The following is a 24349-nucleotide window of genomic DNA, read 5'->3' as shown; positions in this document are numbered from 1 at the left end:
GTTCACCGCGGCGGCAGGAGTCCAATCAGGCATGTCTTGGGCCGCACTCCGCGTGCTGGGCCGCCGATCCCCGTTCCCGCACGTCAAGGTGGGCCGACGCGGTCTCCACGCACCGGGGGCCGCACGGCCACCGAGACAGGAGCGAGATTGCGCCAGCGGAACGAAGGCACCGGTGCCCCGCGCCCGACGAGGCGGGGCGTGGCGGTGGGCCTGTGCGCGACGGCGGTGCTGCTCGCCGGATGCGGCCTGCCCGCCCCGCACGTGCCCCTGCGGACGAACGCACTGGGCGGACGGGACTTCTATGTCAGCCCGCAGGGCGACGACAGCGCGGACGGCCGGACCCCGGGGACCGCCTGGCGCACGCTGGGGCACGCCGACCGCCTGCGGTTCAGACCGGGTGACCGGCTGCTGCTGCGCGGCGGGGCGGTCTTCCCGGGCACGCTGAGCATCGGCCAGGGGGACGCGGGGGACGCCCGCAGGCCGGTGGTCATCGAGTCCTACGGCGACGGCCGGGCGACCGTTTCGGCCCGTGGCACGCGCGGCATCGAGGTGCACAACACGAGCGGGGTCGTCATCCGCGACCTGATCGTGTTCGGCGACGCCGCGTCCTACCGGGACCAGGACGGACTGGCTTTCATCAACGATCTGCCCGGTCACCGCAAGCTGCCCTACATCAGGGTCACGGGCGTCGAGGTGACGGGCTTCCGCAACGGCATCCGGCTGCACGGCGGCACCGAGGCGTCCGGCTTCCGGGACGTGGAGATCTCCGACTGCGCGCTGCACACCAACCAGGACGCCGGGCTGGTGACCGACGGCCCCGCCTTCGACGCCGACGCGCCCGCGTACGCGCACGAGGACGTGACGGTGTCGAAGGTGACGGCGTACGACAACGTCGGTGATCCCTCGGCGTCCGGCCGCAACACCGGAAGCGGGATCGTCCTCGGCAGCGTCCGCCACGGCACGGTGCAGCAGTCCGTCGCCCGCGACAACGGGGCGTCCTCCTCGGCGACCGCCATGGAGGGCCCCGAGGGCATCTGGACGTACGACTCGACCGCGGTGACGTTCCAGTGGAACGTGGCCTACGCCAACCACTCCGGCTCCCAGGTGGACGGCGGAGGCTTCGGCCTGGACAACAACGTGTCCCACTCGCTGATGCAGTACAACCTGGCCTACGGCAACGACGGGTCGGGCTTCCTGGCGTACTCCGCCGTCTGGAACTCGGTCCACACGGACAACACGATCCGTTACAACGTCAGCCACGACAACGCCCGCAAGATCCAGGACTACGGCGGCATCGTGGCGGAGGGATCCCGCGTCACCCGCCTGTCCATCTACCAGAACACGGTGCTGACCTCGGCGAACGGCTCCGTGCGGGCGCCGGCGCTCAGGCTGCAGCCCAACCTCGGCTCGGTCACCGTACGCAACAACGTGTTCGTCACCGACGGCGCTCCCGTGGTGCAGGGCCAGGGGACCTTCGACACCTCGGCCGTGCTGATGCAGGGCAACGACTACTACACCCGGGGCGGCTGGACCCTGCAGTGGGGCGACGGCTGGTACGGCGACCTGGCCTCCTGGCGCCGGGCGGCGGGGCAGGAGCTGCAGGGTTCGCGCGCCACCGGCACGGACGTCGACCCCTGTCTCGCCCGGGTGGCGCTGCCCGCCGCCGGCCCGGACCTGTACGGCGTCGGCCCCACGCGCGGCGCACTGGCGTCCCAGTGCCCCCACGCGCTGGCCGGCGCCGCCGTCGACCTGCGGACCCTCGGCGTCGACCCGGGGCGGGTGGACTACTTCGGGGCGCCGCTGAGCGAGTCCGCCGCGCCGGGTGCCGTACAGGACGGTCCCAAGGCGTGAGGGATGCTCACCCGCGGCGACTCGCCCTGGCCGGGTGACGGGACCGGAGCGGGGCGGCCCAGGGACCGCAGGTGCCAGCCGGCCGCCCGCCAGGCCGCCGGGTCCAGGGCGTTGCGGGCGTCCAGCAGCCGCGGCGCCCGTACCACCTCGGCCAGCTCCGCCGGATCGAGCGTGCGGTACTGGCGCCACTCGGTCAGATGCAGCACCAGGTCCGCGCCCCGGCAGGCCTCCAGGACGTCCGCGCGGTACGCCGGCCCGGGCAGCGCCCGCCGCGCGTTGTCGAGGCCTTGCGGGTCGTGTACGGCGACTTCGGCGCCCTGGGCGGCGATCTCGGCGGTGACGGCCAGCGCCGGCGAGTCGCGCACGTCGTCGCTGTCGGGTTTGAAGGTGGCGCCCAGCACGGCCACCCGCCGCCCCTCGAAGGTGCCGCCGGCCAGCTGACGGGCGAGGTCGACCGTACGCGCCCGCTGGCGCCGGTTGATCCGGTCGACCTCGCGCAGGAAGGACACCGACTCCCCCACCCGCAGTTCCTCGGCCCGGGCGAGGAAGGCGCGGATGTCCTTGGGCAGACAGCCGCCGCCGAACCCGAGGCCCGCCGACAGGAAGCGGCGCCCGATGCGCGGGTCGTGGCCCAGGGCGTCGGCCAGCGTCACCACGTCGGCGCCGGCGGCCTCACAGACCTCGGCCATGGCGTTGACGAACGAGATCTTCGTCGCCAGGAAGGAGTTGGCGGCCACCTTCACCAGTTCGGCGGTGGCGGGATCGGTGGTGATGCAGGGGGTGCCGGCGCGCAGCAGCGGTGCGTAGACCTCGCGCAGCACCCGCTCGGCGTGCGGCGAGGTGACCCCGAGGACCAGCCGGTCGGGGCTGAGCGTGTCCTTGATCGCGTGTCCCTCGCGCAGGAACTCCGGGTTCCAGGCCACCTCGGCGTCGACGCCGGACCGCAGCCGTGCGCTCACCCTGCGGCTGAGCGAGCGGGTGGTGCCCACCGGCACGGTCGACTTGCCGACGATCAGACTGTCCCGGGTCAGCAGGGGCGCCAGGGTGTCCGCCACCGCGTCGACATGGCGCAGGTCGGCGGCGAGGGAGTCGGCGCGCTGCGGCGTGCCGACGCAGACGAAGTGCACGTCGGCGAAGGCCGCGGCCTCCTGGGTCGAGGTGGTGAAGCGCAGCCGTCCGGCCTTGGTGTTCTGGGTCAGGAGCGCCGGCAGGCCGGGTTCGAAGAACGGCGCCTGCCCCGCCGCCAGCGCCTCGGTCCTGCTCCGGTCCGTGTCGACGCCGAGGACCTCGTGTCCGATCTCCGCCATGCAGGCGGCGTGCACGGCCCCGAGATATCCGGTGCCGATGACGGTCAACCGCATGAAGTTCTCCTGTCTGCTGGTCGCCGGCCCGGGGGTCAGCGGGTGTAGCCGTCCGGGTGGAGTTGCTGGAACCGCCAGGCGTCACGGCACATGGCGGCGAGGTCGCGGGTCGTGGTCCAGCCCCAGGCCGCGGCCACCGCGCTCGCGTCGGCGACGAGCGCGGCGACGTCGCCCGGCCTGCGGTCGACGACCTGGTGGGGGATCGGACGGCCGCTCGCCTCGGCGAAGGCCGCGACCAGGTCGAGCACGGAGGTGCCGGTGCCGGTCCCGAGGTTGAACACCCGCATGCCCGTGCGGTCGTCCAGGTGCTCCACGGCCACCCGGTGGCCCTCGGCGACGTCCATGACGTGGACGTAGTCCCGCACCCCGGTGCCGTCGGGCGTCGGGTAGTCGTCCCCGAAGACACTCAGCCGCTCCCGCCGGCCCACGGCGACCTGGGCGACGTACGGCATGAGGTTGCCGGGGACGCCTCGCGGGTCCTCGCCGAGCAGGCCGCTCGGGTGGGCTCCGACCGGGTTGAAGTAGCGCAGGGCGAGCACGCGCATCTGCGCCAGGTGGGCGCAGACGTCCTCGAGGATCCGCTCGCAGGTCAGCTTGGTGTGGGCGTAGGGGTTGGTGGGCGCCACGGGGCTGTGCTCGGTCAGCGGAACCGTCCGCGCGTCGCCGTGGACGGAGCACGACGAGGAGAAGACCAGCCGGTCGACCCGGTGGTCGCGCATGACCGACAGCAGGGTGCAGGTGCCGCCCACGTTGGTGTCGTAGTACTCGACCGGACGTGCCACGGACTCGCCGACCGCCTTGTGGGCGGCGAAGTGGATGACCGCGTCCACCCGGTGGGCGGCGAACACCTCCGTGAGCGCCCGCCGGTCGCGCACGTCGGCGCGGTAGGCGCCGGCGAGCGGGCGGCCGGCCGTCTTGGCGATGCGGTCGAGGACGAGGGGCGAGCTGTTGACGTGGTTGTCGACGACGACGACTTCGTAGCCGTGGGCGAGCAGTTCGGCGCAGGTGTGGCTGCCGATGAATCCTGCGCCACCGGTCACCAGGACCGTTTCGGGCATGGGGGCACCTCGGTTCGTCGGGGAGGGGGCGGGCGGGCGGCGTCAGCCGGTGACGAAGCCGCGCACGTAGAGGGGGAACAGCAGCAGGGCCCAGGCCAGCGGCAGCAGGGCGACGAGGCCGGCGGTCAGCGGCAGGGCGGCGGTCCGCGCCGCCCCGCGCAGGCCGACGCCCGCCGACCTAGCGGCCTCACGGATGTGCAGTGCGCCTACCGCGAGGGTCACCAGGCCGTAGCAGAGCGAGCCGAGGAGGCACAGGAACACATAGCCGACCGCCGGGCCGGTCAGTTCCCCGACCACGGCCGCCACCGACAGGACGACGGTGATCAGCAGGTAGGGCAGCATCAGGCGCAGCGGCAACGGCTCCAGGCCGTCGCGGGTCTTGGGCGTGACCTTGAAGACGACCTTCCTCGGCCGCATCCGCTGCACCAGCGCGGCCCCGGCTCCCCATGCCACGTACGGCCAGCGGGTCAGGCCGAACAGCCAGCCCTCCCAGCTGAGCAGCGGTGCGTCGACCGGCCGCAGCAGACCGCGCCGGCGCAGCAGCGCGGTGATCAAAACCAGGAAGAACGACATGGCCCAGAAGTGTCCGAGGAAGGACGGGTAGTCGACGTCGACCCACGGGACGCCCGTGACCGCGGCGACGGGGGGCAGCAGCAGACCGCCGGTGGTGGTCAGCGCCAGCAGCGGGTAGTACGACAGGGCGAACGCGAAGCGGAGCCTGAGCCGGCCGGGCATGCGGCGCAGATGCCGCGGGAGCATGCCGAGCAGCATCACCACCAGGCTCCGTGACCACTGGAACTCCTGGGTCACCATCGCGGCGAAGGTGAGGGGGCCGTCGCCGTGCGCCTCCGCGTCGATGGCGAAGGCGCCGTGCCAGCCCGCCGAGTTCAGCAGGAAGGTGGTCGAGAAGTCCTCGGCCAGCTCGGGCCCGAGTCCGCCGATGTCGCGCAGCGCCTGGGTCCGCACGGCGTAGTGGGAGCCGATGCACAGCGGGGCCAGACCGTCCGAGTGGCCCAGCTGCATCGGTCCGTGGAAGGTGGCCTCGCGGTGCAGCCGGCCGCGGGCCGACCAGGAGGCGCGGGCGTTGGCGTCGCACACGCTCGGGGCGGCGACGTAGCCGATGGCGGGGTCGGTGAACGGGCGTACCATCTCCGTCAGGTAGTGCGGCCTGGGCACGTGGTCGACGTCGAGCTGGGCCACCACGTCGTAGTCGCGGTATCCCCAGTGGTCGTAGAAGTGCGCGAGGTTGCCCTCCTTGCACCGGGTGCGGCGCGGCCAGACGTCCCGGTGGTACGACGGGACTCCGCGCCGGCACGACACGTGCACGCCGTTCGCCGCGCACCAGTCGAGGATCTCCAGGTCCGGGTCCTCGTCGCACAGCCAGACGTCGTAGGGGCGCGGGAAGTCCTGGCGCAGCATGGCGTCCAGGGTGGTGCGGGCTACCGGCCAGGGCTCCGAGGGTGCGCGGGTCACCACGAACGCGGTCCGCAGCGCGGGCACCCCGACGGCCGGGTCGAGGGTGCGCAGCCGCAGGACCGCGACGAGGAAGTACAGCGGCAGCAGGGACAGGTACAGCAGCAGCGCGCTGTTGACCGCGAACCCCAGCCAGCCGACCCGGTGCTCAGGACGCAGCCACCACTGCCAGAAGCAGCCGAGGGCGGCCAGCCAGCACACCGAGAGCAGGGCCACCGTCGCCCGGTCGGTCCACTGCAGGCGGGGGATCCAGGTGCCGGGGCGCGTCCGGAGCGCTCTGCGCGGCTCGGCGAAGAGCGGCCCGTCGGCCGGTGCCTCGACGACGTTGCCCGCCGAGAGGGTCCGCAGGTGCGCTCGCAGCGGGTCGGCGGCGGTGTCCGGCGGGCGGAGCGCGGTGTCGAGTGAGCCGCCGGCCATGAGGCCGGGGTCCGTCTGGGTCACGACGCGGCGGGGGTCGCGCCGAGCGGGCGGGGCCTGGCGGGGACGACGCCGTCCTGCTGCCCGCCGCGGATCGCGGCCAGCGCGGCGGTGAAGCCGTCGGGCCGGGCGGCGAACCAGTCCACCGTGCGTCGCAGGCCCTCCTCGATGCCGGTCTCGGGGATCCAGCCCAGGCGGGCGAACGCCCGGTCGATCACCGGCCGGCGGCGGGTGGGGTCGTCGACGGGGAGCGGATGGAACTGCACCTCGGCCCGGGAGCCCGTCAGGGTCAGTACCCGTTCGGCGAGTTCGAGGACCGTCAGTTCGACGGGGTTGCCGAGGTTCACCGGACCCGGTTCGTCGTGGTCGAGCATGGCGACGATGCCGCGCACCAGGTCGTCGACGTAGCAGAAGCTGCGTGTCTGCTTTCCGTCGCCGTAGACGGTCAACGGCTCTCCGGCGAGTGCCTGGACGACGAAGCTGGAGACGACCCGCCCGTCGTGCGGACGCATACGCGGACCGTACGTGTTGAAGATCCGGATGATTCCGGTGTTCGTCGCGCAGTGCGTCCGATAGGCCTGGGTGATGGCCTCGGAGAACCTTTTCGCCTCGTCGTAGACGCTGCGCGGTCCGATCGGATTCACATGGCCCCAGTACGTTTCGTCCTGCGGGTGCACTTCGGGGTCCCCGTACACCTCGCTGGTGGAGGCGAGAACGAAACGGGCGTCGTGCTGCGTGGCCAGTCGCAGGGCGTTCTCGGTGCCGCGGCTGCCCACGGCGAGCGTTTCCAGCGGACGCCCGAGGTAGTCGGGGGGCGAGGCGGGACTCGCCAGATGGGCCACCGCGTCGACGGTGCCCGGCACTCCGACCGAGCGGCTGACGTCGGTGCGGACGAGTGTGAAAGCGGGATTCCCGAGGAAGGGGGTGATGTTCGCGGGATCTCCGGTCGAGAAGTCGTCGAGACACACGACCTCGTCACCGCGACGCAGGAGCGCCTCGCAGAGATGCGACCCGAGAAAACCGCCGCCACCTGTCACGGCCACACGCATGAATTCTCCTGGATTCGCCGAGGGATTCCGTCGCTCCGTCCGGCGCAGGGCGGGTAGGGGCCGTTTGCCAGGACAGGAGATGGCCTTTACCAAGGCCGCGAATTCACCATATGAGCGTTAGTAGCACATTCCTAAGAATGGCGAGTCGGGCTGCGCCGATCGGCCGGTGGCGCGCGAGCGCGCGCGGCGGCCAAAAGCCCGCCACCGCCCGGCCACGGGGGCACGTCACGCCCGGGGGCTTTCACCCCTGGGCGTGACGGCACCCGCGTGCCGCGACGATCCGGTGCGCTGTTCCGGGCCCCGGTTCCGGGTTCTTCGCGGGTCCCTGCCGGGGCGTCAGCTCGCCTGCGGGGTTCCGCTGCCGGCGAGCACCTCCGGGCGCAGCAGCGCGGCCAGCTGCTCCGCGGGCAACAGGCCCTTCTCCAGTACCAGTTCGGCCACACCCCGGCCGGTGACGAGGGCCTCCTTGGCGATGTCGGTGGCGGCCGTGTACCCGATGTGCGGGTTGAGGGCGGTGACCAGGCCGATGGAGTTCTCCACGGTGGCCCGCAGCGCCTCGGTGTTGGCGGTGATGCCGTCCACGCAGCGCTCGGCGAGGGTCAGGCAGGCGCTCCGCAGGTGCGTGATGCTCTCCGACAGGGAGTGCAGGATGATCGGCTCGAACGCGTTCAGCTGGAGCTGCCCGGCCTCGGCGGCCATGGTGATGGCGACGTCGTTGCCGATGACCTCGAAGGCGACCTGGTTGACGACCTCGGGTATCACCGGGTTGACCTTGCCGGGCATGATGCTCGAACCGGCCTGCACCGGCGGCAGGTTGATCTCACCGAGACCCGCGCGCGGCCCTGACGACAGCAGGCGCAGGTCGTTGCAGCTCTTGGAGAGCTTGACGGCGATCCGCTTGAGCACGCCGGACATCTGCACGAAGGCACCGCAGTCCTGGGTGGCCTCGACGAGGTTGGCGGCGGTGACCAGCGGCAGGCCGGTGATGGCACTGAGGTGGCGGCGGGCTGCCTCGGCGTAACCCGCCGGGGCGTTGAGGCCGGTACCGATCGCGGTCGCCCCGAGGTTGATCTCGTGGATCAGCTCAACGGCCTCCGCCAGCCGGCTGCGGTCCTCGTCGAGCATCACGGCGTACGCCGAGAACTCCTGGCCGAGCGTCATCGGTACGGCGTCCTGGAGCTGGGTGCGCCCCATCTTCAGGACGTCCCGGAACTCGACGGCCTTGCGGGCGAAGGCGTCCTGGAGCACGGCCATGGCCTTGAGCAGCCCGCGCACCGCGAACACGGTCGCGATCTTGACGGCGGTCGGGTAGACGTCGTTCGTCGACTGGCCGAGGTTGACGTCCTCGTTGGGGTGCAGGTACTGGTACTGCCCCTTGGCATACCCGAGCAGCTCCAGTGCGCGGTTGGCGACGACCTCGTTGGCGTTCATGTTCGTGGAGGTGCCCGCGCCGCCCTGGATGACGTCCACCACGAACTGGTCGTGCAGCTTGCCCGCGCGGATCTCCCGGCAGGCGGCGACGATCACCGCCGACTTCGCGGGCTCCAGCAGCCCGAGTTCCTCGTTGGCGAGGGCGGCGGCCTCCTTGACGGCGGCCAGGGCGTCGATCAGGTGCGGGTAGGCGGAGATCGGGGTGCCGGTGATCGGGAAGTTCTCCGTCGCGCGCAGGGTGTGGACACCCCAGTACGCGTCGACGGGAACGTCCCGGTCACCGAGCAGGTCGTGTTCGCTTCGAACGGCGGCGCTCATGAGGGTGCGGTCCTTTGCGTCAGTAGGTCGGTGAATCGTCGGGCTGGTACGCCGACGGGGCGGGAGACCGGACAGGTCGACAGATCGACAGATCGTCACGTCGGCAGGCCGACGAGCAGCGCGCCGCCGCACACGGCGGGGTCCGGTGCACGGCCGGCACCGCCGAGGCGCCCCGGGCTCGCCCCGGGCTCCGGTTCCGGCCCGCGCCGCCGGGAGGCGAGGCACCGCGCGTCGCCTCGTACGCGGCTCAGGGGCAGGCCGTCAGGGCGAGCGGGTCCAGCGCGCGCACCGGGCTGACGCGGCCCACCGGCTCTCCTCCCCCGAGCAGCGGTTCGCCGGCGAACTCGGTGAGGAGCGCGGGGTCGACGCCGGCGCGGGCCAGCGCGGCCGCGGCGACCGGGATCCGGGCCCGGTCGGCGCCATCGGCGATCTTGACGGCGATCGCCCGGCCGTCGGGCAACGCGGCGACCTGGACGCCCTCGAAGCCGTCCTTGGCGAGCAGACCGGGGACGGCCCGCATCAGGGCGGCGACGTCCCGTCCGGAGCCGGAGGCCATCTCGGCGTGCTCCCGCATGGCGTCCGCAACCCGCGCCTCGGGGGTTCCCGGTGCGGCCGAGGCGATCCGGGCGGCGGCGCGGGCCAGGCCGTGCAGCGAGACGGAGAACAGCGGGGCGCCGCAGCCGTCGACCGTCACCCGGGCGATCCGCTGGCCGGTGAGGTCCTCGACGATCTCGGCGATCGCCTGCTGCAGCGGGTGGCCCGGATCCAGATAGTCCTCGAGGGACCAGCCGTTCAGCTTCGCCGTCCACAGCATCGCCGCGTGCTTGCCGGAACAGTTCTGGGCGAGCCGGGAGGGCGCGCGGCCCTCCCGGATCCAGTCGTCCCGGACGGCCGGGGCGAAGGGCATGTCCGGGACGTTGCGCAGGTCGGACTCGGCGAGACGGGCGAGTTCGAGGATCCGCCGGGTCCCCGCCAGGTGCCGTTCCTCACCGGAGTGGCTCGCCGCGGCCAGCGAGAGCAGGTCGCCGTCGAGCGGCAGCCCGGCCCGCAGCATGGCCACGGCCTGCACCGGCTTGAGGGCCGAGCGCGGATAGAACGCCGCCTCGATGTCGCCGAGCTGGAAGCGCACCTCGCCGTCGGCGCCGAGGACGACGACCGAACCGTAGTGGATGCCCTCGACGACCCCGCCGCGTATGAGGTGGGCGACGGGGGCGTGGAGGGGTTCGCGGACAAGGGGTGCGGCCGCGGGAGAACTGCTGTACATCACACTGCCTGGATCACTGGTGGGTGGGAGGGAACCGGTCCGCGGTTCACGCGTCGGCCCCGGTGGACTTGCGCGCCATGCGGCCGCGGATGCCGTACCAGCCCGCGACCAGCGCTGCGACGATCAGCGGCAGGCACAGCACGGTGGTGCGTCCGGCGCCGCCGTCGGCGTACATGAGGACCAGGACGGAGGCGAGGAAGGCCAGCGTCACGACTTCGGTCCAGGGGGAGCCCGGGAGCCGGTAGCCGGGCCGGGTCAGTTCGCCCTTCTGGGTCTTGCGCCAGAAGAGCAGGTGACAGAGCATGATCATGCCCCAGGTGGACAGGATGCCGATCGCCGCGAAGTTGAGGACGATCTCGAAGGCGTCGGCGGGGACCACGAAGTTCAGTCCGACGCCGAGCACACAGATTCCGCTGGTCAGCAGGATCCCGCCGTACGGCACCTGGCTCCGGCTCATCCGCGCGGTGAACCTCGGCGCGGAACCGCTCATCGCCATGGAGCGCAGGATGCGGCCGGTGGAGTAGAGACCGGAGTTGAGCGAGGACATGGCCGCGGTGAGGACGACCAGGTTCATCACCCCGCCCGCCGCCGGGACCCCGATGTGGGACAGCACGGTCACGAAGGGGCTCTCCCCCGCGTGGTACTGGTTCCAGGGCAGCAGCATCGACAGCAGGAGCACCGAGCCGACGTAGAACAGGCCCACCCGCCACATGATCGAGTTGATCGCCTTCGGCATGATCTTCTCGGGGTTCTCGGTCTCACCGGCGGCGACACCGACCAGCTCGACGGAGGCGTAGGCGAAGACGACACCCTGGATGATCAGCAGCATCGGCAGCAGACCGTTGGGGAAGACGCCGCCGTTGTCGCTGATCAGGGACGGGCCGGGGGCGTGGCCGTCGACCGGGTGCTGGGTGACCAGCAGGAAGATGCCGATGCACATGAAGACGACCAGGGCGCTGACCTTGACGATCGCGAACCAGAACTCCAGTTCGCCGAAGATCTTCACCGAGATCAGGTTCACCGTCAGCACCACGGCCAGGGCGATCAGCGCGATCACCCACTGCGGGATGTCGGAGAACATGCCCCAGTAGTGCGTGTAGGTGGCCACCGCGGTGATGTCGGCGATACCGGTGGTCGCCCAGTTCAGGAAGTACATCCAGCCCGCCGTGTACGCGCCCTTCTCGCCGAGGAACTCCCGGGCGTAGGACACGAAGGCGCCGGAGGACGGCCGGTACAGCACCAGTTCGCCGAGGGCACGCACCACGAGGAACGCGAAGACGCCGCAGACCGCGTAGGCGATGAACAGGGAGGGGCCGGCGTCGGCGAGCCGGCCGCCGGCGCCGAGGAAGAGGCCGGTGCCGATGGCTCCGCCGATGGCGATCATGTTGACGTGCCGTGACTTCAGGGACTTGCTGTAGCCCGCGTCTCCGGCGTCGATGTGACCGGACGATGGGCGCGTCTCGTCTTTGAGGTGCTGCTCGCTCACGCCTCGGGTCCGCCTTCCGTGGGGATGTCCGCGCGCGCGGGGCGCACGATGTCGGTGAGGGTCGTCTCGACGCGGTCGAGGTGATGGCTCATGGCCTCCACCGCGTCGTGCTCGCTGCCGTCGACCAGCGCCTCGACGATCGCCCGGTGCTCGCGGTTGGACTGCTCGCGACGGCCGCCCAGCTCGTTGAGGAAGGCCGACTGACGCGCCAGTGCGTCCCGGATCTCCTCGATGACCCGGCGGAAGACCGGGTTCTGGGCGGCCTCGGCCACGGCGAGGTGGAAGAGGGTGTCCATCGCGACCCACGCGGTGGTGTCCGTCTCCCGCTCCATGCGGTCGAGCAGATGGGCCAGGTGGTCGAGGTTCTCGGGGGTGCGGCGCAGGGCCGCGTAGCCGGCGACCGGGATCTCGATGTGCCGGCGCACTTCCAGCAGGTCGCTGGCCGCGTAGTCGCCGAAGGTGGGGTCCTCGACCGCGCTCGCCACCACGAAGGTGCCCTTGCCGGTCCGGGAGACCGTCAGGCCCATGGTCTGCAGGGCCCGCAGCGCCTCGCGGAGCACGGGCCGGGACACCTCCAGGCCGCGGCACAGCTCGGCCTCGGAGGGCAGCTTGTCGCCGATCGCGTACTCGCCGCGTTCGATGGCGCCGCGGAGGTGGCCGAGGACCGCTTCCATGGCGCTGACGCGCCGGGGAGCCCCGCCACCTGTCTGGCTGTCTGACAGGTTCACGAGAGCGATCCTGCGGGGTGCGGGACGCGGCTGTCAAGGCGCCAGGAAAGGAAACATTCACGGGGCGTGATGCATGAATCTCTGCATCACGCCCCGTGGCGGTACGGCGTACGGTCAGCTGTCGAGGGTGCCCGTGGCGAGCAGGCCGAGCAGCGCCGCGCCGATGACGATCCGGTAGATCACGAAGGCGTTGAAGGAGTGCTTGGCGACGAACTTCAGCAGCCAGGCGATGGAGGCGTAGGCGACCACGAAGGAGACGATGGTGCCGGCGGCCAGCGGCGCCGCACCCACGCCCGCGCCCAGGGCGTCCTTCAGCTCGTACAGGCCGGCGCCGGTCAGCGCCGGGATGCCGAGGAAGAAGGAGAGGCGGGTGGCGGCGACGCGGTCGAGGTCCAGGACGAGCGCGGTCGACATGGTGGCGCCGGAACGCGAGAAGCCGGGGAAGAGCAGGGCGAGGATCTGCGAGCAGCCGACCAGCATCGCGTCCTTGAAGGACGTGTCGTCCTCACCGCGCTTGTGCCGGCCCATCTGGTCGGCGCACCACATCACCACGGACCCGGCGATCAGCGAGCCGGCCACCACCCAGAGCGAGGCGAGCGGACCCTCGATCAGCGGCTTGGCGGCCAGGCCCACCAGGACGATCGGGATGGTCGCGTAGATCACCCACCAGGCGAACTTGTAGTCGTGGTGGTAACGCTCCTCGCGGTTGGTGAGACCGCGGAACCAGGCGGAGACGATGCGCCTGATGTCCTTGAAGAAGTACACGAGCACGGCGGCGATGGCGCCGACCTGGATGACCGCGGAGAACCCGACCACGGACTTGTCGTCGACGGGGATGTGCATGAGCCCCTCGGTGATCTTGAGGTGGCCGGTCGAGGACACGGGGAGGAACTCGGTCACCCCCTCGACGACTCCGAGGACGACGGCCTGACCGACAGAGATGGCGCTCATGGGATCCAGTTCTGGGGAGTTGGTCGACAGTGCTGTGGGCAGTCTTACTACGCCGGGGTGACCGGCACGTGCCTACGCCCACCCGGCCTGGGCGATCGACACGCCGGCGAAGGCCGCGCCGAGACCCAGCGCCACGCTCGCGACGGCGTTGGCGGCAGCGTAGAGCCCCGCACCGGTCTCGGTCAGCCTGAGGGTCTCGTAGGAGAAGGTCGAGTAGGTCGTCAGGCCGCCGCACAGGCCGGTGCCGAGCAGCAGCCTCAGATGCGGGTCCGTCGAGGAGCCGGTGATCAGGCCGAGGACCAGGCAGCCGACGAGGTTCACCACGAAGGTACCCCAGGGGAAGAGCGAGTCGTGCCGGGACTGGACGGCGCGGTCGGTCAGGTAACGCAGCGGTGCGCCGACCATGGCCCCGAGGGCGACCAACAGCCAGTTCACGACGGCCCCTCACCCTGGGTGCCCGCTTCGCCGGGTCCGGGGCGGCGGCCGGCATACCGGATGACCTCGCACTCGTCGAGGGTCACCATGCCCTCGCCGACGAGCTCGTCGAGCTGCGGCAGGAAGGCGCGGACGCGGTCCTCGGTGTCGACGACGACGATCGCCACGGGCAGGTCCTCGCTCAGCGACAGCAGCCGCGAGGTGTGGATGAGGGAGGAGGCGCCGAAACCCTCGATGCCGCGGAAGACGCTGGCGCCGGCCAGCCCGGCCGCGTGGGCCCGGTGCACGATCTCGCTGTACAGGGGCTTGTGGTGCCAGGTGTCGTTCTCACCGACGAACACGGTCAGGCGCAGGGCGCTGCCGGTCAGCCTCGTCATGGCCGCCTCCCCTTCAGGACCCGCCGGGTGGCGGTGGCGGCGAGCCACACCGCCGCGAGGGCCGCGCCCAGGGTCGCGGCGAGATAGGCCAGACCCGTGCGGGGACGGCCGTCGGCGACGAGCTTCTGGATGTCGACCGCGTAGGTGGAGAAGGTGGTGAACCCGCCGAGCACGCCGGTGCCGAAGAAGGGGCGCACCAGGCGGTGGGCGGCCCACACCTCGGTGATGACCACCATGAACACGCCGATCACGGCACAGCCGATGACATTGGTCCAGAAGGTCGCCCAGGGAAAGCCGCCGGAGGGGGCGGGCCAGGCCAGGGACCAGGCGTAGCGGGCGGTCGCGCCGAGCGCGCCGCCGAGCGCGACCACCGCGACCACGGGTGCCTGGGCACGCCGGGCCGACGGCCTCGCGGCGGCGGCCCGCACGCGCACGCTCTCGGCTTCGGGGGCTGTCATGGTGGTCCGTACGCTCCTGTTCGGCCCCGTCGTCTGATCAATGGCCGGGCCTCAGGGTACCGCCGGGCGTACCCGGGGGTCACTTCGTGGCGGGCGCCTCGCAGACCGCCACTCCACGCTCCCAGAGGCTGCCCAGCACCAGGTGGCCGCCGGTCTCGCAGACGCTGGTCACCATGCGGAAGCCGGAGCGGCGGCGGGCGAGGTGGTGGACGACCTCGCCCCCGTCGTCGACGGCCAGGACGCCGGCGTGGCCGGTCGGCCGGAAGGGGGCGTGCACGGCGGCCCGGGCGGCGGCGCCGCGGACGGCGGGCGGGGTGCGGTGCAGGAGCTCCAGCGGAGGCACCCGGGGGCCCGCGAGGGCGACCCAGATCGGGCCGTCGGCGCGGGCGGTGCCGGCGGCGCGGGCGCGCCAGAGGTTGTCCGGCATGCCCGGGAGGTCGGCGAAGGGTTCGCGGCGGCCCGCCCGGGGGCCGGTGAGCCAGTACCGGGTCAGCCGGCAGGAGCCGGTCTCCGCGACCACCAGGAAGGAGCCGTCGGCGCCTGGCACCAGGCCGTTGGCGAACTGCAGCCCCTCCAGGAGCACTTCGGGGGTGTCGCTGCCGGGCGCGAGGCGCAGCAGGCGGCCGGTGCCGGTGTGTTCGACGATGTCGCCGATCCACCGTCCGAGGGGGTGGCGGCGGCTGGAGACGGTGAAGTACACGCTGCCGTCGGGCAGGGCGACGGCGTTGCTGCAGAACCGCAGCGGCTCTCCCGCCACCAAGTCCGCGAGGACGCGTACGACACCGTCGGCGGGGTCGATGCGCAGCAGGCCGAGTTCGGCGTCGCACACCAACAGCTGCCCGTCCGGCAGGAGTTCGAGTCCGAGCGGGCGGCCGCCGGTCTCGGCGACCACCTCGGTGCGGGCCCGGGCCGGGTCCGTGAGGTGCCACAGGCGCACGACGCGTCCGTCCTCCAGCCCGGTCAGCACCCGGCCCTCGGGGTCGGCGACCACGTCCTCCGGGCCGCGCCCGCCGAGGGCGAGGTAGTGCAGGGGGACGAGGGGGGCGGTGCGGCGCGTGCGGGCCGCTCCCCCCGGCGGGCGGCTCACCAGCCCTTCTCGAAGAAGCGGGCCACTTCGGCGATGCGGATCTCGTCGCGCTGGTAGTAGGTGCGGCGGCCGATCCTGTGGGTGCGCAGCAGGCCGAGGCCGGTGAGGAGGGAGAGGTGGGTGTCGGCGACGCGTGGCGGCACACCGAGCTTGGCGGCGACGGCCCGGGCGGTGACACCGTCCTCGGCGGGGCGGCGGTGACGCCGTGGCGGGAAGTGCGCGGTCGGATCCTTGAGCCAGTCCAGGATGTCCATGCGCGTACCGCTCGTGGGCGTCCTCAGCATGTCTGTCGCCTCCGTCCCGCTCTGCCCCGGTTCTCCTCGTACCCCGTCTGCCCACTGTCCCGCGGTCGACGCCCTCGTGTACGGCACTCGGGGCTCGTTGTCCGGTACCGAACCGCCGTGCGGGAAGCGGCCGGCGCCGCGGAGGCCGTGGCAGGACGCGGAAGGGCCCGGCCGTCCCCTTACGGCCGGGCCCGGTCGGTGGCGGCTCAGCGGTGGCCGAACCACGACATGGAGGACAGCGCCCTGTCGTCGTACCCGAACAGGGCCTGGTTCTCCCAGCCGTTGCCGGAGGTGGCGTCGGTCGGGTCCCAGCCGTTGCCGTTGACGGCGGTCCAGGTCGCCTCCCAGTAGAAGACGCCGAGGCCGCGGCCGTTCGGGACGGCCTCCACGACGGAGGCCACGTCGTTCATCCAGCGGGTCTGGCCGGCCGTGGTCGCCGGGTAGCCGGCGACCAGTTCGCCGGTGGTGTCGATCTGGTTCTCCAGCGAGTCGTCCTGGGCCAGGGTGAACGGGTAGGCGGTCTCGGCGATGAAGACCGGCTTGCCGTAGCGGGCGGCCGCGTCGTCCAGGGTGGTCTGCGCGGCCGCCAGCGAGCCGTGCCAGTAGCCGTAGTACGACAGCCCGATCACGTCGTAGTCGATGCCGTACGTCTTGGCGTTGTCGAACCACCAGCGGACGGTCGCGTCGTCACCGGCGTTGGCCAGGTGCAGCGCGACCTTGGTGCCGGAGGAGACCGCCTTGGCCGCGCTGTAGCCGGAGTTGATCAGGCCGGCCAGCTGCGGCCAGTTGTCGGTGGAGCCCTCGGACCACAGCATTCCGCCGTTGATCTCGTTGCCGACCTGGACCATGTCGGCCGTGGTGCCCTGGGCCTTGAGCGCGTTGAGCACGTCGTACGTGTGGTTGTAGACGTCCGTCTTCAGCCGGCTGTAGCTGTGGCCGGACCAGGCGGCGGGCTTGTTCTGCTTGCCCGGGTCGGCCCAGCTGTCCGAGTAGTGGAAGTCGACCAGCAGCTTCATGCCGGCCGCCTTCACGCGCCTGGCCATCGCCAGCACGTGCGCCTTGTCGTTGAAGCCGTCGGCCGGGTCGACCCAGACCTTCAGGCGCGCGTAGTTCATCCCGGCGTTCCTCAGGATGGTGACCGCGTCACCGGTGCCGCCGGAGGCGGTCCGGTAGACACCGCCCTTGGCCTCGCTCTTGGCCAGCGAGGAGATGTCCGCGCCCTTGACGGCGAGGCCGGTCCTGCCGGGGGTGAAGCTCAGGTCGTCGACGTTGATCCAGTTGCCCGCGTTGGCGTCCGAGTCGATGCTGATCGTGCACTGGTTGCCGGTCACCGCTACGGAGGTCACGACGCGGACCCAGCCGCTGGCGGACACCGGTATGTCGGTGCGCTGTTCCGGACTGCCGCAGTTCTTCAGGGCCAGGTAGGCGGAGTTCTGTCCGCCGCTGGAGCGGACCCAGGCGGTGAGGGTGTAGTTGCCGTTGGCCAGGCCGGACAGGTACTGGTACGTCTCCACCTTGTAGGCGGAGGACGAGTACTGGCTGAGGCGGTAGTTCCCGCTGTGGCCGCCGGACTCGGTGTAGGAGGCGCCGGTGTCGCCGTACTCGGACCAGCCGGCGGGCGCGGCCACACCGGTGCCGTCGGACTCGAACCCGCCGTTGGTGAGGGTGCCGGCCGCGTGGGCGGTCTGCGCGGGCAGGGCGGTGAGGGCGAGGCCGGCCGCGAGCGGCGGCAGCAGTGCCCTGATGGTGCGTCTGGGATGGAACATCATCGTCCGTCGTCCCTTCGACGTAACTGGGGTTGGGGGTGTCCTCGGCAGGGGAGGACGAGACCCCTCCGCCCGCGGCTCCAGCGGCTCGCACGGGCGGAGGGGAGCCGGCTCAGCCGTCGAGTCGGACGACCCGGACGGCTCCCGCGGGCACCGGCAGGCGGCCCGCGGCGCGTTCACCCGTCAGCAGCTCGGTGCCGGGTGTCTCCAGCGGCACCTTGACGTCCGCGGCGGTGTGGTTGATCACGAACAGGAAGGTGCGGCCGCCCGGCTCGTCCGTGCGGCGCACCACTTCGACGTCCCGGGGCAGATCCGCGCGGGGCGCGAGCCGCGCGTCCCGGGCGGCACGGTCGAGCACCTCGTCGAGGCCGTGGGTGTCGAGGCGGGTGGAGACGTACCAGGCGGTGCCCCGGCCGAGCCGGTGCCGGGTGACGGCGGGACGCCCGGCGGTGAGTCCGTCCGCGTACGTCCACACCGTCTCGGCGCCGCGCGGCACCACGAACTCCGTCCACACGTCGCCGGTCAGCTCCGGGTCCCCGGGGCCGGTGACGCGCACCCGCTGGTTGCCCAGCAGCGGCGAGAACTCCTCGACGGTCAGGCCCAGCACGTCCCGCAAGGGGCCCGGATGGGCACCCTCGTGCACGGCGTCGTGCTCGTCGACGATGCCGGAGAAGTAGGACACGACGAGGGTGCCGCCGTTCTCCACGTACTCCCTGAGGTTGTTCCCGGCCGCCTCCGTCATCAGGTACAGAGCCGGTACGACGACAAGGGGATAGGCCGACAAGTCGGCTTCCGGGTGGGCGAAGTCGACGGTGAGGTGGCGGTCGTAGAGGGCCTCGTAGAAGGAGTCGGCGCGCTCGCGCGGGTCGTGGTCCTCGGTGGGGCGCCACTGGAGGTTCTGCGCCCACCAGGACTGCCAGTCCCACAGGAGGGCGACGTCGGCCCGGGTACGGGTCCCGGCGATCTGGCTCAGCGCGTCGAGGGAGGCGCCCAGCTCGACGACCTCGCGCCACACCCGGGTCTCGGTGCCGCCGTGCGGGAGCATCGCCGAGTGGAACTTCTCGGCGCCGCGCCGGGACTGGCGCCACTGGAAGAACATGGCTCCCTCGGAGCCCCGGGCGACATGGGCGAGGGAGTTGCGGGCCATCTCGCCGGGGGCCTTGGCGGGGTTGCGGGGCTGCCAGTTGACGCCCGAGGTGGAGTGCTCCAGGAGCAGCCAGGGGGCGCCGCCCGCCACCGAGCGGGTGAGGTCGGCGGCCATGGCGAGGTTGACGTGGGTGCGGCGGCCGTCGGTGATCAGGTAGTGGTCGTTGGTCACGAGGTCGACCTCGCGGCCCCAGGCCCAGTAGTCCATGGAGTCGCACTGGCTCAGCGCGGTCATGAAGTTGGTGGTGACCGGGACGCCGGGTGAGAGGCGGTGCAGGATGTCCCGCTCGGCGCGGAAGTTCTCGCGGATGGTGGCGTCGGCGAACCGCTTGTAGTCGAGCGCCTGGCCGGGGTTGCCGACCGTGGGCGTGGCACGCGGCGGGTTGATCTGCTCCAGGTCCGTGTAGCGCTGGCCCCAGAAGGCGGTGCCCCAGGCCTCGTTGACCGCCTCGACGCCGCCGTGGGTGTCCGTGAGCCAGCGGCGGAAGTGGGCGGCGCAGGAGTCGCAGTAGCAGGCCGAGACGGGGACGCCGTACTCGTTGTGCACGTGCCACATCGCCAGCGCCGGGTGGTCGCGGTAGCGCTCGGCGAGCCTGGTGGTGATGCGGGCGGCGGCGTCGCGGTAGTCGGCGTTGCTGTGGCAGATGGCGCCGCGCGAGCCGAACTCGTAGCGCACGCCCTCGGCGGTCACCGGCAGGGCCTCGGGGTGGGCCCGGTAGAACCAGGCCGGCGGCACCACCGTGGGGGTGCCGAGGTCGACGCGGATGCCGTTCTCGTGCAGCAGGCCGAGGATCCGGTCCAGCCAGCCGAAGTCGTACACGCCGGGCGAGGGTTCCAGCAGCGCCCAGGAGAAGATCCCGACACTCACCATCGTGACGCCGGCCTCGCGCATCAGCCGGACGTCCTCGTGCCAGACGCTTTCCGGCCACTGCTCGGGGTTGTAGTCCCCACCGAAGGCGAGCCTGGTCAGGCCCCTGGGGGTGGTCTCCGGCATGGATCTCTCCCGGGTATCGATCATTTGGGAACGTGCACACACATGACCAGCGGCACGAGCCCAACATAACCGCACAGCAACAACCATTGACAAGTGTCCGGGAAGTTTCTCTACTGTGAACGCTCACAGAAGCATGGCACGGTCTCGCGACGGGCGGGACCCGGCCGTGTGAACGTGCACATCTGCATGGCAGGTCTCCGCAGCAGGCGGGGACCCAGGTCAGGGGAGAGATCCATGCCGCACACGAAGCGCCGCCGCCTCGTGACAACCGCCGTAGCCGTCTCGCTCGGCGCCACCGCCCTCGCCGCCTGCGGCTCGTCCGACGACAGCAAGGCCGAATCCGGTCCGGTCTCGCTGACGTACTGGACCTGGACGCCCGGCATGGACAAGGTCGTGGACCTGTGGAACAAGGGCCCGGGCAAGAAGGACCAGATCACCGTCACGGTGAAGAAGCAGGCGTCCGGCGACACGCTGGTCACCAAGATCCTCACCGCGCACAAGGCGAAGAAGGCCCCCGATCTGGTGCAGGCCGAGTACCAGGCGCTGCCGACCCTGGTCAGCAACAACGCGCTGGCCGACATCTCCAAGGAGGTCGGCCGGATCAAGGGCGAGTTCGCCGACGGCGTCTGGCAGCAGACCACACTGGGCACGGACGCGGTCTACGCGGTGCCGCAGGACATCGGCCCGATGATGTTCTACTACCGCCAGGACCTCTTCAAGAAGTACGGCCTGAAGGTCCCGGCCACCTGGGACCAGTTCGCCCAGACCGCCCGTGACCTGAAGAAGAAGGCCCCGGACAAGGACCTGACCACGTTCTCCGCCAACGACTCCGGTCTCTTCGCGGGCCTCGCCCAGCAGGCCGGCGCCAAGTGGTGGACCACCTCCGGTGACAAGTGGAAGGTCGCCATCAACGACGCGGCCACCCAGAAGGTCGCCGGCTTCTGGGGCGGCCTGGTCAAGGAGGGTGCCATCGACAACCAGCCGATGTACACCCCGGCCTGGAACAAGGCGCTCGACACCGGCAAGCAGATCGCCTGGGTCAGCGCCGTGTGGGCGCCGGGCACGCTGACCACCGCCGCGCCGGACACCAAGGGCAAGTGGGCCATGGCCCCGCTCCCCCAGTGGTCCCTGGACAAGGACGTCACCGGCAGCTGGGGCGGCTCCTCGACCGCCGTGACCACCGACTCCCCGCACCAGGCCGCCGCCGCCAAGTTCGCCGCCTGGCTGAACACCGACGGTGACGCGCTCAACGCCCTGGCCAAGGACAGCGGCATCTACCCGGCCTCCACCTCCGCCCAGCTCAGCGGCGCCTTCTCCAACCCGCCCGCGTACTTCTCCAACCAGGCCGACTTCTACACCCAGGCCGCCGACATCGCGAAGACCACCGCGCCCTCCGCCTGGGGGCCGAACGTGAACGTCGCCTACACCTCCTTCAACGACGCGTTCGGTGCCGCCGCGAAGAACAAGTCGGACTTCGTGGCCGCCCTGAACAAGATGCAGGACGACACGGTCGCCGACATGAAGAAGCAGGGCTTCGGGGTCTCCCGGTGACCAGCCCCGCCGGCCGGAAGGCGTACGGGGTCAAGGGGGCCCCCTACGTCTTCCTCCTCCCCGCCACCGTCCTCTTCGCCCTCTTCTTCGCGCTCCCCATCGGGTACGCGGTCTGGCTCAGCTTCCGCAAGGTGCACGTCTCCGGCCTCGGCCTGGGCGCCGGTGCGCGGGACGAGGTCTGGGCCGGCCTCGAGAACTACACCCAGGCCTTCCAGGACAGCGAACTGCTGCACGGCGCCCTGCGGGTGCTCGGCTACGGCTGCATCGTGATCCCCGTGATGCTGGGCCTGGCCCTGCTGTTCGCCCTGATGCTGGACAGCGACAAGGTGCGCCTCGCCCCGTTCACCCGGCTCGCGATCTTCCTGCCGTACGCCATCCCCGGCGTCGTGGCCGCGCTGCTGTGGGGCTTCCTGTACCTGCCCGACGTCAGCCCGTTCTACTACCTGCTGCAGAAGCTGCACCTGCCGCAGCCCAACCTGCTGGACGGCGGCCCGCTCTACCTCGCCCTGTCGAACATCGCGGTGTGGGGCGGCACCGGCTTCAACATGATCGTCATCTACACCGCGCTGAAGGCCATTCCGGCCGAGGTGTACGAGGCGGCCACGCTGGACGGCGCCACCCCGACGCAGATCGCCCTGCGGATCAAGATCCCGATGGTGGCTCCCTCGCTGGTGCTGACCTTCTTCTTCTCGATCATCGCGACGCTCCAGGTGTTCAACGAGCCGACCACCCTCAAGCCGCTCACCAACTCCGTCAACACGACGTGGAGTCCGCTGATGAAGGTGTACCAGGACGCCTTCGGCCGCAACGACGTCTACTCGGCCGCCGCCGAGGCGACGCTGATCGCCCTGGTCACCCTGGTCCTTTCCTTCGGGTTCCTCCGGGCCGCGAACCGCCGTAACAAGCAGGAGGCAGCAGCACGATGAGTTCTCTTGCCGTCCGCAAGGTCGCCCCGACCGCGGGCACCGCACCCGGGACCGCCCAGGGCCCGCCGCTGCGCCGCCGGATCGCCCTGGTCCCGACGATCACCCTGCTGCTCGGCGCGATCTACACGCTGCTCCCGGTGGCCTGGGTGGTGGTCGCCTCCACCAAGTCCGGCAGCGAGCTGTTCTCCACCTTCACCTTCCTGCCGGGCAGCGGTCTGGCGAGCAACATCAAGGAACTGAGCGCCTACCGGGGCGGCATCTACTGGAAGTGGATGGGCAACTCCGCCCTGTACGCCGGTCTCGGCGCCCTGGTGTCGACCGCCGTGTCGGCGTTCAGCGGCTACGCGCTGGCGACCTACCGCTTCAGGGGCCGCGAGTCGGTGTTCAACGTCCTGCTCGCGGGCGTCCTGATGCCGCCGGTGATCCTCGCCATCCCGCAGTACCTGCTGCTGGCGAAGGCCGACCTCACCGACTCCTACCTGTCGGTCCTGCTGCCGCAGATCCTCTCCCCGTACGGCGTCTACCTCTCGCGCATCTACGCGGCCGCCGCCGTCCCGGGTGACGTGGTCGAGGCGGGCCGGATGGACGGGGCGAGCGAGTGGCGGATCTTCACCCGGATCGCGCTGCCGATGATGATCCCCGGCATGGTCACGGTGTTCCTGTTCCAGTTCGTCGCGGTGTGGAACAACTTCCTGCTGCCGTACATCATGCTGAGCGACGACGAGAAGTTCCCGCTCCCGCTCGGTCTGTACACCCTGCTGGAACAGGGCGCCAACACCCCGGCGCTGTACACCCTGGTGATCACCGGTGCCGGTCTGGCGATCCTGCCGCTGATCGCGCTCTTCCTGGTCGTCCAGCGGTTCTGGAGCCTCGACCTGCTCTCCGGAGCCGTAAAGTCATGACCATGAGCAATACGGGGGGCCGGCGCAGACCGCCGACGATCCACGACGTGGCGCGCGAGGCGGGCGTCTCCCGCGGCACCGTCTCACGTGTGCTCAACGGCGGCCACTACGTCAGCCCCACCGCCCAGGAGGCGGTGAACGCGGCGATCCGCAAGACCGGGTACGTCGTCAACCGGCACGCCCGCTCGCTGATCACCGGACGGTCCGACTCCGTCGGTTTCCTGCTGACCGAGCCGCAGGAGCGGTTCTTCGAGGACCCCAACTTCAACGTGCTGCTGCGCGGGTGCACCCAGGCCCTGGCCGCGCACGACGTGCCGCTGCTGCTGATGCTGGCCGGCACCGAGGACGAACGGCGGCGCATCACGCGGTACATCACGGCCGGACACGTCGACGGGGTGCTGCTGGTCTCCAGCCACTCCGGGGACCCGGTCGCCGAGGAACTGCGGGAAGCGGGCGTGCCGCTGGTGGCCTGCGGCAAACCCATCGGCCTCGGTTCGAAGGTGAGTTACGTGGCCGCTGACGACCGCGACGGCGCCCGGGACATGGTGCGCCATCTGCTGTCGCTGGGCCGGCGCCGGATCGGCGTGGTCACCGGCCCGCTGGACACCCCGGGCGGTGTGGAGCGGCTCGCCGGCTACAAGGAGGTGCTCGCCGAGGCGGGCGTCGAGGCCGACGAGCGGCTGATCGTCTCCGGCGACTACAGCCGGGCCAGCGGCGAGGCGGGCGCGGAACGGCTGCTGGCCCAGGCCCCCGACATGGACGCCGTGTTCGTCGCCTCCGACCTGATGGCGCAGGGGGTGCTGGCCGCGCTGCGGCGGGCCGGGAAGCGGGTGCCGGACGACATCGCCGTCGGCGGTTTCGACGACTCCCCGGCGGCGACCGCCGCCACCCCGGCCCTGACCACCATCCGGCAGCCCTGGGACCGGATCAGCGCCGAGATGGTGCGGGTGCTGCTGGCCCAGATCGGCGGCGAGGACCCGGCGGCGGTGATCCTGCCGACGGTGCTGGTGCGCCGCGAGTCCACCTGACCGGGCGG

At 71.4% G+C, this 24349-nt stretch carries 21 protein-coding genes; 5 read left to right on the top strand and 16 right to left on the bottom strand.

Annotation, left to right across the window (positions count from 1 at the left end; all coding sequences use genetic code 11):
- The first annotated feature begins 147 nt into the window (after positions 1-147).
- Complete coding sequence (locus ACFYMM_RS19005; RefSeq protein ID WP_388387851.1) at positions 148-1851, top strand: right-handed parallel beta-helix repeat-containing protein; 1704 nt, start codon at positions 148-150, stop codon at positions 1849-1851.
- On the opposite strand, the gene ACFYMM_RS19000 is transcribed toward ACFYMM_RS19005, so the two are convergent.
- From ACFYMM_RS19000 to ACFYMM_RS18925, 16 genes are all read right to left on the bottom strand, one after another.
- Positions 1785-3212: a UDP-glucose dehydrogenase family protein gene (locus ACFYMM_RS19000; RefSeq protein ID WP_388387849.1), complete on the bottom strand. Its 1428-nt coding sequence runs from the start codon at positions 3210-3212 to the stop codon at positions 1785-1787. The genes ACFYMM_RS19005 and ACFYMM_RS19000 overlap by 67 nt on opposite strands.
- A 35-nt stretch (positions 3213-3247) precedes the next feature.
- Positions 3248-4270, bottom strand: a complete 1023-nt coding sequence (gene galE / locus ACFYMM_RS18995; RefSeq protein WP_388387847.1) for a UDP-glucose 4-epimerase GalE — start codon at positions 4268-4270, stop codon at positions 3248-3250.
- A 42-nt stretch (positions 4271-4312) separates the two neighbouring features.
- On the bottom strand, positions 4313-6184 hold the full coding sequence (locus tag ACFYMM_RS18990) for a glycosyltransferase (protein ID WP_388387845.1): 1872 nt from the start codon (positions 6182-6184) through the stop codon (positions 4313-4315).
- Positions 6181-7209: a UDP-glucuronic acid decarboxylase family protein gene (locus tag ACFYMM_RS18985; RefSeq protein ID WP_388387843.1), complete on the bottom strand. Its 1029-nt coding sequence runs from the start codon at positions 7207-7209 to the stop codon at positions 6181-6183. Before ACFYMM_RS18985 ends, ACFYMM_RS18990 begins: the two co-directional genes overlap by 4 nt.
- A 336-nt stretch (positions 7210-7545) precedes the next feature.
- The gene (gene aspA, locus ACFYMM_RS18980) at positions 7546-8958 is read right to left on the bottom strand and encodes an aspartate ammonia-lyase (RefSeq protein WP_388387841.1); all 1413 of its coding nucleotides are present in this window, start codon (positions 8956-8958) and stop codon (positions 7546-7548) included.
- A 247-nt stretch (positions 8959-9205) separates the two neighbouring features.
- On the bottom strand, positions 9206-10222 hold the full coding sequence (locus tag ACFYMM_RS18975; RefSeq protein ID WP_388387839.1) for an asparaginase: 1017 nt from the start codon (positions 10220-10222) through the stop codon (positions 9206-9208).
- A 46-nt stretch (positions 10223-10268) separates the two neighbouring features.
- Entirely contained in the window at positions 10269-11708 is a 1440-nt protein-coding gene (locus tag ACFYMM_RS18970) for an amino acid permease (RefSeq protein ID WP_388387837.1), read from the bottom strand.
- Positions 11705-12382, bottom strand: coding sequence for a FadR/GntR family transcriptional regulator (locus ACFYMM_RS18965; RefSeq protein WP_388387894.1), 678 nt, complete (start codon positions 12380-12382; stop codon positions 11705-11707). The genes ACFYMM_RS18970 and ACFYMM_RS18965 overlap by 4 nt, the downstream gene beginning before the upstream one ends.
- A gap of 168 nt (positions 12383-12550) precedes the next feature.
- Positions 12551-13387: an undecaprenyl-diphosphate phosphatase gene (locus tag ACFYMM_RS18960; protein ID WP_388387834.1), complete on the bottom strand. Its 837-nt coding sequence runs from the start codon at positions 13385-13387 to the stop codon at positions 12551-12553.
- A gap of 72 nt (positions 13388-13459) precedes the next feature.
- Positions 13460-13822, bottom strand: a complete 363-nt coding sequence (gene crcB, locus ACFYMM_RS18955) for a fluoride efflux transporter CrcB (protein ID WP_388387832.1) — start codon at positions 13820-13822, stop codon at positions 13460-13462.
- A complete protein-coding gene (locus ACFYMM_RS18950; RefSeq protein ID WP_388387830.1) occupies positions 13819-14199 on the bottom strand; it encodes a DUF190 domain-containing protein in 381 nt (126 codons plus the stop codon). The genes crcB (ACFYMM_RS18955) and ACFYMM_RS18950 overlap by 4 nt, the downstream gene beginning before the upstream one ends.
- Positions 14196-14657 carry a fluoride efflux transporter CrcB gene (gene crcB / locus ACFYMM_RS18945; protein WP_388387828.1) on the bottom strand — a complete coding sequence of 154 codons (462 nt, stop codon included), beginning with the start codon at positions 14655-14657 and terminating at the stop codon, positions 14196-14198. The genes ACFYMM_RS18950 and crcB (ACFYMM_RS18945) overlap by 4 nt, the downstream gene beginning before the upstream one ends.
- A 79-nt stretch (positions 14658-14736) precedes the next feature.
- Entirely contained in the window at positions 14737-15744 is a 1008-nt protein-coding gene (locus ACFYMM_RS18940; protein WP_388387826.1) for an SMP-30/gluconolactonase/LRE family protein, read from the bottom strand.
- Positions 15741-16028 carry an ArsR family transcriptional regulator gene (locus ACFYMM_RS18935; protein ID WP_388387824.1) on the bottom strand — a complete coding sequence of 96 codons (288 nt, stop codon included), beginning with the start codon at positions 16026-16028 and terminating at the stop codon, positions 15741-15743. Before ACFYMM_RS18935 ends, ACFYMM_RS18940 begins: the two co-directional genes overlap by 4 nt.
- Positions 16029-16234: 206 nt before the next feature.
- On the bottom strand, positions 16235-17794 hold the full coding sequence (locus tag ACFYMM_RS18930; protein ID WP_388387892.1) for a glycosyl hydrolase 53 family protein: 1560 nt from the start codon (positions 17792-17794) through the stop codon (positions 16235-16237).
- Between the two features lie 112 nt (positions 17795-17906).
- Complete coding sequence (locus tag ACFYMM_RS18925) at positions 17907-19934, bottom strand: beta-galactosidase (RefSeq protein ID WP_388387822.1); 2028 nt, start codon at positions 19932-19934, stop codon at positions 17907-17909.
- 234 nt (positions 19935-20168) lie between these two features.
- Here ACFYMM_RS18925 and ACFYMM_RS18920 point away from each other — a divergent pair, with 234 nt between their 5' ends.
- The 4 genes from ACFYMM_RS18920 to ACFYMM_RS18905 are packed head-to-tail and all read left to right on the top strand — an operon-like array spanning position 20169 to position 24341.
- A complete protein-coding gene (locus ACFYMM_RS18920; protein ID WP_388387820.1) occupies positions 20169-21485 on the top strand; it encodes an ABC transporter substrate-binding protein in 1317 nt (438 codons plus the stop codon).
- Positions 21482-22411, top strand: a complete 930-nt coding sequence (locus tag ACFYMM_RS18915; RefSeq protein ID WP_388387818.1) for a carbohydrate ABC transporter permease — start codon at positions 21482-21484, stop codon at positions 22409-22411. The genes ACFYMM_RS18920 and ACFYMM_RS18915 overlap by 4 nt, the downstream gene beginning before the upstream one ends.
- The gene (locus ACFYMM_RS18910; protein ID WP_388387816.1) at positions 22408-23313 is read left to right on the top strand and encodes a carbohydrate ABC transporter permease; all 906 of its coding nucleotides are present in this window, start codon (positions 22408-22410) and stop codon (positions 23311-23313) included. Before ACFYMM_RS18915 ends, ACFYMM_RS18910 begins: the two co-directional genes overlap by 4 nt.
- The gene (locus tag ACFYMM_RS18905; RefSeq protein ID WP_388387813.1) at positions 23310-24341 is read left to right on the top strand and encodes a LacI family DNA-binding transcriptional regulator; all 1032 of its coding nucleotides are present in this window, start codon (positions 23310-23312) and stop codon (positions 24339-24341) included. Before ACFYMM_RS18910 ends, ACFYMM_RS18905 begins: the two co-directional genes overlap by 4 nt.
- The last annotated feature ends 8 nt before the right edge of the window (positions 24342-24349 follow it).

This window comes from Streptomyces sp. NPDC006739, assembly GCF_042869815.1.
Lineage (GTDB): Bacteria > Actinomycetota > Actinomycetes > Streptomycetales > Streptomycetaceae > Streptomyces.
The sequence above is the reverse complement of the archived record's forward strand: the minus strand, read 5'-3'. Positions and strand labels throughout refer to the sequence as shown.